6 protein-coding genes are annotated in these 11,614 nt (G+C 38.8%); all 6 read left to right on the forward strand.

All coding sequences use genetic code 11. From position 1 onward, the window contains the following. Nucleotides 1-444 precede the first annotated feature (444 nt). The 6 genes from AC4PL9_RS13930 to AC4PL9_RS13955 all read left to right on the forward strand — a co-directional run bounded on the left by AC4PL9_RS13930 (nt 445) and on the right by AC4PL9_RS13955 (nt 11,581). Nucleotides 445-2,574 (forward strand): T9SS type A sorting domain-containing protein, encoded by a 2,130-nt coding sequence (locus AC4PL9_RS13930; RefSeq protein WP_491605356.1) that lies wholly within the window; start codon nt 445-447, stop codon nt 2,572-2,574. A 561-nt stretch (nt 2,575-3,135) separates the two neighbouring features. After that, nucleotides 3,136-4,773, forward strand: a complete 1,638-nt coding sequence (locus AC4PL9_RS13935) for a histidine kinase dimerization/phosphoacceptor domain -containing protein (RefSeq protein ID WP_491605357.1) — start codon at nt 3,136-3,138, stop codon at nt 4,771-4,773. Beyond that, nucleotides 4,766-5,371 carry a LuxR C-terminal-related transcriptional regulator gene (locus AC4PL9_RS13940; RefSeq protein WP_491605358.1) on the forward strand — a complete coding sequence of 202 codons (606 nt, stop codon included), beginning with the start codon at nt 4,766-4,768 and terminating at the stop codon, nt 5,369-5,371. The genes AC4PL9_RS13935 and AC4PL9_RS13940 overlap by 8 nt, the downstream gene beginning before the upstream one ends. Nucleotides 5,372-5,481: 110 nt before the next feature. After that, nucleotides 5,482-5,946: a T9SS type A sorting domain-containing protein gene (locus AC4PL9_RS13945; RefSeq protein ID WP_491605359.1), complete on the forward strand. Its 465-nt coding sequence runs from the start codon at nt 5,482-5,484 to the stop codon at nt 5,944-5,946. Nucleotides 5,947-5,994: 48 nt separating this feature from the next. Next, entirely contained in the window at nt 5,995-8,130 is a 2,136-nt protein-coding gene (locus AC4PL9_RS13950; RefSeq protein ID WP_491605360.1) for a DUF8740 domain-containing protein, read from the forward strand. 19 nt (nt 8,131-8,149) lie between these two features. Then, a complete protein-coding gene (locus AC4PL9_RS13955) occupies nt 8,150-11,581 on the forward strand; it encodes a BspA family leucine-rich repeat surface protein (protein WP_491605361.1) in 3,432 nt (1,143 codons plus the stop codon). The last annotated feature ends 33 nt before the right edge of the window (nt 11,582-11,614 follow it).

The raw sequence follows: 11,614 nt of genomic DNA on the forward strand, positions 1-11,614 counted from the left end.
GAAGGCTCTTCCTAAAAGTTTTAGTGTATGAACAGCTTTACGCTAATTCTTAACAGCTTGTTTTTTAATGAGTATTGAAATATAAAAATGTGAGAAAATATTTTTTATTCAATTTTTTTGCTACATTGCTTTCACATTAATTAAACGATATACTAAACAAAAAATTAACCCTATCAACTCGCATATTAATAACGGATATACTACTTTTCTGGATTTTTGCCTCTAAGAATTTTACGCTTGCTGTACGTGTTTTCGTATCGGTTTGTAAACGATTCTGAGTACTACTTCTTCTGATAATAATGAAATTTTATATCTACTGAATGTGTGCAGAATCATTGAGAGAAATGAATAACTCCCTCGGTGAATATGTAAAAAGAAAAAAGGTGTTGTATAACATCTTGATAACAGCAAATAATTCAAAACCTATAACTAAAAATTCTAATTATGATTAAATTTAAACAAATCGCATGTTTATGCATTGTGTTACTCTTTTCGATTACTTCGAATGCGCAGACTAAAACTCTGTCTACTATTTCTGTGAATGGCTCACAAGACAACATTAATTTCGAAACTTGTTCGTCCATTCAGCCTATAAATTTTTTCTTTAACTCAATTAGGACATACGAATCAAATGTTTCAAGTGCCCAAAGTTTTTCGTATGAAATCAATTTTTATCGAAATGGTAATCAAATTGATTCAAAGACGTATAATTCCGGTGATCAGGAGATTAATTGCTCCGGACTTATAATATGTCCAAACATATACTACACATTTGATAATGTTGAGCCATTATCCGGTTATTATTATGCCAAAATAATTATTCGTAGGTATATTTTAGGATTTTATGTTGAGACACTTGTAACGGAACAAACGAATACAATAGTCGTAACTCGTCCTGATGACGGCCTGTATTCAGTGTGTTCAGGAAGTGACTACGATCATTCATTTTCTCGATGTCAGGATGTGAATGAAATTTATCAATTTGTACCGGGAGAGTACTTTTTTGTTCAGAAAAATGCAGGAATGATCTATAAGTTCTCTAGTTTGGGGTCTTCAGGAGATAATGTTTGGGGATTATCATTTAATCCGCCGGCGAATCTTCCGGGATATTCTAACTTAATTGGCTACAACGATTTTAACACGCCAATAACAGATATAGTCTATACCAGTGATGGAAAAACAATTATTTCGTTCAATGATGGAAAGATTTTAAAGATCAATGGAACAGGGGGGAGCGGTGCTAATATGTTTGCAGTAACAGAGTCTACAAATGGTTTTGCAAACATAAGCCCTTATAACTATTACAGTGGGCATCACAAGTTTTTAAGCGGCATTACCGATTTATTTATCAAGGATGATAAGTTATTCATTTCCTGTATTAATAAAGGTATGCTAAAGATTAATGGATCCGGTGGAAGTGGAGCTAATATGTTTGCGATTACTGAAACGCCAACTTCATTTTCCAGCCTTCCGGGTTATAATTACTATTCCGGACACTCTTATTTTTTATCTCCTGTTAATAAAGTCTTTTCAGTTGGTTCGTTCATGTTTGTAAGTACACTAGATGGCAAATTGTTGAAGATTAATAATACAGGAGGAACCGGAGCCAATATGTTTGCAATTACTGAAACAACAAGTGGTTATAGTAGCATTCCTTCTTATAATTTTTACAGTGGGCACTCAAAATTTATGGGGCCTGTATCTGAAATGTATAGTAATGGAACGTATCTGTTTTTAGGTTTTTATAACGGTAAGATTTTAAAGATTAATGGTACTGGTGGAAGTGGGGGTAATATGTTTGCAGTAAGTGAAAATGTATCCGGATTTAGCGGTATACCTTCTTACAACTATTATGTTGGTCACAGTAATTATTGGTCAGCGATTAATAAAATCACGCATAACCCTGGCGGAAACAGATTATTCATAACCTTTGGAAATGGGAAAGTCATGAAGGTATTTAATAGTGGGGGAACAGGTGGTAATATGTTTAATGCAACAGAAGTTCTACACGGTTTTGTAACAACAAGTGGTACTTATGCAACACAACTAGAAGGAAGCGCACATTTTGCCTCATCAGTTACGGATATCGATTTTTATGGTAATACTCAGATGATTTGCCTGGCAAATAATAAAGTCTTAAAAATTAATGGAAATGGTGGAAGTGGTGCTAATATGTATGCAGTGGCTCAGACGGGTAATGGGTTCAGACCGTTGTTGGGATATACTCAGTATTTAACCGGTTCGCAATTATTTTCATGTCAGCTACTGGTTCTCATGAAGAAGGAAGCTTCGGTTGAAGAAGATGAAGCATTTGCAGAGACAGAAGAACCATCACTTGCTATAAAAGTCTATCCAAACCCCTTTGAGGAGTCTATTTCACTGTCAATACCAGTTGAACTTCAGACGAGTGATGTAGCCATTTCACTTGTAGACATCAACGGTCGTGTTCTTTTGACAACAACCGGAAATCAATCCGGAACACTTGATACCAGCTACTTACCTTCAGGTTTTTATTTAGTAGTCGTTAAACAAAATGACGCCCTACTTCATACTTCCAGAGTTGTTAAAAACTAGTTGTAAGTAGTAAGAGAGTCATCTCCTGAAATAGCGTTTTGCAAAAGCCTTCTCAGTTCTGAGAAGGCTTTTGCTTTGTTACATTGATCAGTTATTCTAGTATCACTTTGGGTGTGATTTCTTGAGTTATGTGGAGGGAAAAATAAAAAGCTGTTTAAATATTTCTTTTTGAGCGGTTTTGATGTGTTTTTACTTTCGTCAAAGCGGTCTGGACAGTGCTAGAGCCCTATTTAAGTTTGCATGGTTTACAAGCCTTGTTGTAGCTCCTTATTTCAGCCGAGGTGTTGGTGAGACGTTATTCTAAGAACGGCTTACTCACTTCCGCTGTATTCAAAGCCCAGTTCATATTATAGACTTCTTCAGCCAATTTGTTTTAGGATGTGTAACCCCGTTGTACAATTTCCGGTTCAAACAAAAAACGATGTTATTTAAGAGTTGGATGAATGACCCAATGTTATTGAGTGTACTTGGGATATATTCGTTTAATTTGCATATTACACACTTTATATAAAGTAGACTTCTATTCGTTCATGAAGTTCCATTTTGTATTAAAACAAAAGAATGAAGCTTACTTTATCAAGCCTAATATTTATTTTCTACTCCATCGGAGCATTCGGTCAAGGAGCACGTGATACTTCCTATCAGTATCACATGAATCTTGCGGATGAATACAATCAAGTATACCTCTTGGCTGAGAGTATCAGTGAAATTGAACTGGCCCTCGAAATTGCGAAGAAAGAAAAGGATGTAGAGCGACAACTGAATGCTGAAATCACATTGGCTGAGCTGATGCGGAGGTCTCGGAATTACGATGAGGGATTAGCGATTCTCTATGCTCAAAAGGAACATATTCACTATCCAGAGTTATATGTGCGAAGGCTAGGTAGAATGGCAGCATTATACGCTGAAGGCAATCGGATTAAAGGGCACTTTCCAGCCGCACTCAACGTGAATGACTCTATCTACATGTTTTTAGATGAAGCGCTATTGATGAGTCTTAAACACAAATTAAAAAAGGAAGAAGCAAGTTTAAGAAATGAGCTGGGTCTGTTTTTATATCATCGTAAAAGGCTACCAGAATCAATTCCGCAATTAACACGATCCGCCGAGTTATTTGAGCAGCTTGGTGATTCGATCAATTACATGCGCCCCATGATGAGTCTAATGAGAGCCGACTTAGCATTAGGGGACATGAAGTCATTTGATGAAAAGTCCGAAAGATTATTGGTCTGGTCTGAAGGGAAAAAATGGTATTCTGAAGAAGAGGAGTTATACGGAACTATAGGAACTGGTTGTTTGCAAAGAGGAGATTCAATCGGCTATTATAAATGGGAATTGCGCAGTACGAAAAGCGGCAGAGAATTTACTAGGTTATTGTACACACGAAAGTTGGCGTCGTTTAAAGTGCTTTACGAGACGGGGGAAATTCAAAAAGAGTTAACAGAATCTAATTTCGAATCGACCTTAAAGTCAGAACAATTAGAAATTGAAGCTTCACACAATAGGCAGTTAAACATTCTCTTGATTGTGATGTTGCTACTTCTCGCAGGCACTTTTGTTTTGATTTTGAGGGCGGTAAAACGCAAAAAGAAAGTCGATAGGATCAATGCCGATCTCGAATATGCCAACGAGAAATACGAGATTCTAATGGTAGAGAGTAACCATAGAATTAAGAACAATCTTCAAATGATTATTTCCTTGCTGGAATATAGTAGTGAAGACGTGATTGATAATGGTGAGAAAGCGTTAAAGCGTATTTCAACAAAAATTGAGACCATTGGCGCTTTGCACAGACACTTGCATGAAAATGTGCATTTTGAAAAAGTTAGAGTTGATCTCTTTTTTAATGAAGTATTGAACCTGTACCAGAACTTGTCTTCGGAACAATTCAATATTCAAAAAAACATTGAACCGATCGAGATAGAAAATGAGCGAATTGTGTATTTGGGACTGATCTTGAATGAATTATTGTCGAATACAATTGAGCATAATAATTTGAAAATAAAAATAATAAAGCTTGATGTGCTCGTCTCAGAAGATAGCTGTGTATTCAGGTATTCAGACAATTATAAGCAACATGAAACAGACAATGTTGGAACAGGTATTGTATTAATTAAAAAGCTGATTCGTCGCGTTGGAGGAGTTGAATTTCAAGTCAATAAGACAATCGGGTTGTATGAATTTAAATTCCATGTCTAGAATTGTAATTATTGAAGACGAACTCTTTGCCGTAGAGCACTTGATTAAGGTCGTTAAATCTCTTGGTCACGAAGTTGTAGGTGATTACTTCAGCGGAGAAGAGTTTTTAGAGCTCACCGACTGGAATTTTGATACTGCCATTATTGATATCTTTTTATCCAAAGCTTTAACGGGAATTGACATCGCGAAAGAGATGAATAAGCGACAAAAATCGTTCATCTTTTTAACGGCGAATAAAGATTCCAAAACACTTGTCGAGGCAGCAAAATTAAGACCTTCAGCTTATTTAACGAAACCGTTTCAAGTGCACGATGTAACGGCGGCATTGGAAATTGTGGAAGCGAACAAAGGGCAGGAAAAGCAAAGGTCGTACCTCCAATTCTTAAAACACAATGACCTTTCGATTGAGCCATTGACACAGCGAGAATTGGATATTCTAAAATCACTCGACGTCACTATTTCCAATGTGAAAATTGGAGAAGCATTGTTCATATCATCGAACACCGTAAAGTATCACATTCGGAACATTTACCAAAAGTTTGAGGTCAATTCGAGGGAAGAACTTCTTACGAAGGTATCTACTTTTATGGAGGGGTAATGTGTTGATAATTATAATTTTTACCGTCTAGGGTAGGAAAAACCACCCGAACAAAATTAGTTCCATGCGTTAATTGCCCTCAACTTCGTACTTCATTAAAGATCCTATTTATGAAGGCAGTTATTATCACATTATTCACTTTCTCCTTTGCGTTCACATCCAACGCTCAAGAAGTCGTATCAACGCAAGGAAATTCATATTCGAATGGAACTGTGAGCATCGATTATACAATTGGAGAAGTGGTGATTAATACGGGAACTAGTGGAACCAACGACTTGACCCAAGGTTTCCATCAAACAAACTGGAACTTTTTAGGAGTGGAAAATCATGCACTAAGCTACGAGGTGCTTGTTTTCCCCAATCCAACATCTGAAGTATTAAACATTCAAGCAAGCACATTTGAGAATGTTACCTACGCTCTTTACGATGCAACAGGAAGATTGGTCTTGGAAGATAAACTCACAGCCGAGCGAACAGCCATTCAAGTAAGTCATTTGGCTCCGGGGAGCTACTCATTGGTATTGCAAAGTCAAACTCAAAACCTAAAGGTATTTAAACTGATTAAGCAAAAATAAGCTGACGCGAAAGCCCCAAGATTTTAAATATAGTTACAAACAATTATTATGAAAAGAATACTCCTATCATTAGTTGCAGCAGCAACAATAGCACTAAGCTCTTTCGGTCAGGCACCAGAAGGGTTCAATTATCAAGCAGTCGTTCGCGATGCAGGAAATACCATTTTAACGAACCAAGCGGTTGGCATTCAATTATCGATTCAACAAGGATCAATAGGAGGAACAGCCGTTTACACTGAAACCTTCGCGTCAACTACAAACGGATACGGACTCGTGAATCTGGAAATAGGTTCGGGAACCTCAGTTGACGACTTTTCTACAATTGACTGGTCAACAGGTTCTTATTTCATCGAAACCGCTGTTGATATCACAGGAGGAACAAATTATTCAGTTATGGGAACAAGCCAACTGATGAGTGTTCCTTATGCCTTATACGCGAAAACTTCTGGAAATGGTCAGGGGCCACAAGGCCCAGCAGGAAATGATGGAGCCGACGGAATAGACGGAGCACCCGGCACAACGGGTCCACAAGGTCCGGCAGGGAACGATGGAATAGATGGTGTTGATGGAGCAGTTGGAGCAACTGGTCCTCAAGGGCCGGCAGGGAATGATGGAATAAATGGTGTCGACGGAGCACCTGGCGCAATAGGTCCACAAGGTCCAGCAGGGAATGATGGAATTGGAATCGCACAAACCTTATCCATTGCAGGTTCGGATATTACCATTTCTGGAGGTAACACCGTGACACTCCCTCCCGATTCTGACACTCAATTGGATTCTATGGATATTGCAAACTTTGGTTTTACAACAGAATTTAAAAGTATCAATGGCATCGTTCAAAACACTACCGATTTTGCAACAGATGACTTTGTGTTTGGATGTACGAGTTTGGATAATCTTGCAGGTACGGCTGATAATTCCCGAGTGATGTTTGATAAAAGTAAAGGAGCGTTTAGAGCGGGTATAGTATCGGGTGCAAACTGGAATGAATCTGATGTAGGGTATAATTCTGTGGGATTTGGAACGAATACATTTGCCTATGGGAGTTATTCAACTGCGATGGGTTTTCGTACCGATGCCGGACCTTACGCAACAGCAATGGGATCATATTCATCGGCAGTTGGAAGTTATTCAACATCAATGGGATCAAATACAATGTCGCTTGGAGATTACTCATTTGCATCAGGAAATTCCTCAGTAGCTACAGGATCGCATTCAACCGCAATGGGATATAATTCAGAAGCTTTAGGGCTATCCTCCACCGCAATAGGGGAAGATGTGAGAGCGTACTCTTATTGTGAGATGGTGGTTGGTAGATACAACACGGTTTATACTCCTGCTTCTGCAACATCATTTAATGCCTCTGATAGAATTTTCACTGTTGGAAATGGATCGAATATCTCAAATAAGAGTGATGCTATGGTGATACTAAAAAATGGGAATATTGGCGTTGGTACAAGTACACCCAATAAGGCGAAATTAGAGATCAATGGAGCTATAACGTACAATCTTGGTGCTCACGGTTATTTAATCAATGATGGAACAACAGGATTAACATCTAGTTCAGCAACATATTCTATCTATGCGTCAGATCGAATAGCAGCAACGCAATTCAATGCTTTTTCGGATGTACGTATTAAGAACATCAAAGGTCTATCAAACTCACAAAATGACTTGGCAACCCTGGCGCAAATAGAAATTACAGACTACCAATTCAGAGACACCATTGCGGAAGGAAATCAAACCATAAAAAAAGTTATTGCCCAGCAAGTAAAAGAAGTTTACCCGCAAGCGGTAAGTACAGATTTAACGAGATATGTTCCGACTATTTATCAACTTTCAGAATTAAAGGATGGTTGGATCAACCTAACGACGGATTTAGTAGAAGGCGACAAGGTAAAATTGATTTTTGCCAGTTCTGAGGAAATGGTCGAGGTTGTTGAAGTGGCAGATAATCGATTCAAAATTGCTACAACTCAAGCTAACGGACAAGTGTTCGTATACGGTAAAGAAGTATCAGATTTTCATACGGTAGATTACGAAGCCCTTTCGATGTTGAATGTTTCAGCTACGCAGGAGTTACTTAAGCGCATTGAAACCTTGGAACAAGGTATTGACAAAATGGAAGCATCGCTTTCTGAAATACAAGATTTGTTGGGGTTGAAAAACTCAGCAAAAAATTAACAGCTAAACACTCTCAATTATGAAAAGAATAATTTTCGTGGGAATCCTACTCCTCTCGATTAATCCAATTACTGCGTTCTCACAATGCGGACCAGCCAACAATGTGACTCAATTAGTCAACACCAACAACAGTGTTGGTCTGATCACATCAACAAAGGAAATAGGACAAAGCTTTGTTGCAACATGTTCAGGAAACATCGAATCTATAATGCTTCGTCCAGTGGTTGTTGGAACAGATGGAGACCACATGCTAACCCTTTACGATGGAGTAGACCCATCGAGTCCACTGGATTCGGTAGTTTACAGTTTGACATCGTTTGATAACTCAAGTGACGTGCTGATTACCTTTTCAACGCCTATTCCCGTAGTTTCAGGGAACACCTATTCATTCATGTCGAAGTTTCTCACGGGTGAAACAAATTATACCTGCGCAAGTGGAAATCCGTATGCTGTAGGAAGTGTACGTTTTCATACGCTTGGAGATCCAGTATTTTCTCCAGTAATTCCGCCGTATGATCAGGCGGATTTTTACTTCGAGGCACATTATCAGGATGATTTATTATTAGAAGCACAGAGCCACTTTATCACAACTTGGAAGACAGATAATCCAGGGACTTCAACATCTACTGAAATTACTATTCCAACAACTGGTGGTGGCTATAACTATGATGTTGATTGGAATAATGACGGTGTTTTTGATGAGTTTGGTATAACTGGAAATGTAACGCATGATTTCGGAACAGCTGGAACTTATGAGATACGTATTAAGGGTGATTTTCCGCGGATTTACTTCAACAATGGAGGTGATGAAATGAAGATCACAGAGGTATCTCAATGGGGAACTATTAGTTGGTCCTCAATGGAGTTGGCATTTTTTGGATGTGAAAATCTAACGGTAACTGCAACTGACATTCCTGATTTAAGCGGCGTCTTAAGCATGTCAAGTATGTTTCGAATTTGTCATCAATTCAACACGAATATTGATTCTTGGGATGTTAGTACTGTCTCTGATATGTCGCACATTTTCAGAGGGTGTACTTCTCTTAACCAACCGTTCAATTCTTGGAATGTGGCTAACGTAACAAATATGCAAAGCATGTTTGATGGTGCTGATATCTTCAATCAATCATTATCGAATTGGAATACTGGAAACGTATCGAACATGTTCAACACTTTTTATACTTGCAATCAGTTGAATCAGAATTTCGGAAATTGGGACATAAGTCAAGTTTCCAGCATGTCTAATATGTTTGGATATTGCAATTCACTTTCCGTGGCTAATTACGACAGTACCTTGATTGCTTGGAGCGCTCAAACACTTCTTAACGGCGTTGAATTTGGAGCAAACACCAGTGAATATTGCCAAGCCGACGAAGAACGTGCTTCTATTGTCTCAACTTATGGTTGGGTCATTGTAGACGGCGGTCAAGATTGTACTGGAGAAGAATTCATTTCAACATGGAACACAAGCAACATAGGAACATCGGGAACTACGGAAATTACAATTCCTACTACAGGAACAGGTTACAATTATGATGTTGACTGGGATAATGATGGAACCTTTGATGAGTTTAACATTAATGGAGACCTAACACATGATTTCGGAGCAGCTGGAACTTATACCATTCGTATTAAGGGCGATTTTCCAAGAATTTATTTTAATAATAGCGGAGATCGTCAAAAAATCCTTTCAGTCGATGCATGGGGAACAATCGAATGGACAGATTTTACACAATCTTTCTTTGGCTGTTCAAACTTAATTGTGGCTGCTACGGACACTCCAGATTTGTCGGGTGTAACTTCTACGGCTCTCTCATTTCGTGAAACAAACGTAAATGCTGGATTTGAAAATTGGGATATGTCAACTATTAACGATGCGACTGATATGTTTCATTCTGTAACGCTTTCAACATCGAATTACGATGCATTATTAATTAGTTGGAATGCTCAAGCTTTGCAAGCAGGAGTAACATTTGGCGGAGGAAACAGTATGTATTGTGCTGGTGAAGATGCAAGAACAAACATGATTTCTGCTGATGGTTGGTTCATTACAGATGGAGGTATAGATGATGTAATCGCTCCAACTCCGGATGTCGCAACTTTACCAGATGTAACGGCTGAATGTGAAGTTTCGTCACTAACGGGTCCGACTGCAACAGACAATTGTTCTTCAACGGTTACTATAACTAATGATGCTGTTTTTCCAATCACAGAAGGAACGACGCTTGTGACTTGGACGTATGATGACGGACATGGAAATACTTCTACGCGGGTACAGAATATTATTGTGGATGATATTACGGCTCCCGTTTCGGATTCAATTTCATTGATGGACATCATCGCGGAATGTGATGCTTCACCTTCTGCTCCAACGGGAACAGACGAGTGCGCAAGCGTTGTAACGGTAACATCGAATGTTGCATTCCCAATTACAACGCAAGGCACAACCGTGGTCACATGGACATTTGAAGATGGTCATGGTAACACATCGACTCAAACACAAAATGTTATTTTGACCGATGTCACTCCACCAACAGCAAGTAATCCCGACAGTATTTCTGTTCAATGTAGCAATGATATTCCCGCAATCGATCCTTCAAGCGTAACAGATGAAGCGGATAACTGTGCAGGACCAACTGTTGTGGCATGGGTGTCTGATGTTACTGATGGATTATCTTGTCCTGAAACAATTACAAGAACGTATAGCGTTACCGATGCAGTTGGAAATTCAATGAACGTTGAGCAAACAATTACGGTAATTGACCTTACAGCGCCAGTGGCTGATAGTATTGATTTGGCAGATGAAAACTCGCTATGTGGAGTAACGTTATCAGCGCCAACAGCAACAGACAATTGCTCAGGATCGGTAACTGGAGTGGCGGATGTTGTTTTTCCTGTGGCTTCGGTTGGAACGACAACAGTTACCTGGACATACACTGATGCTTGCGGAAATACATCGACGCAAACGCAAGATATTGTGATTGGTTCAATTGATGTTTCAACTTCGATTGGAACAGATAACAGTACGATTGTTGCCGCGAATGCCGGTCAAACGTACCAGTGGATTGACTGTAATACAGATCAAGCTTTGGTAAATGAAACAAATCAGACTTTTACTCCAACGTACGGAAGTGATTTCGCTGTAATTATTACAGAAAACGGTTGTTCAGATACATCAGATTGTGTTCTATCGGTTGTTGGAGTTGACGAATTGTCCCTGGTGAATATCAGCGTGTATCCAAATCCTACAACTGGAATCTTCAAAATTGATTTCGATGGAGGTATTGCAAATATTCAAGTGATGGATTTATTGGGACGAGAAATCCAACTTCCCATCGACTTGGAGCTGAATACGGTTGATGGTTCTTACTTATCGAATGGAAATTATCTAGTTCGGGTACTTACGGAGTCGAATGATGTATTCATAACTGAGATCATTTTGAATAGATAGCGGTTGAACAGTTTCTGAAAGACAAACAACAGT

It is taken from the genome of Wandonia sp., from assembly GCF_984588085.1.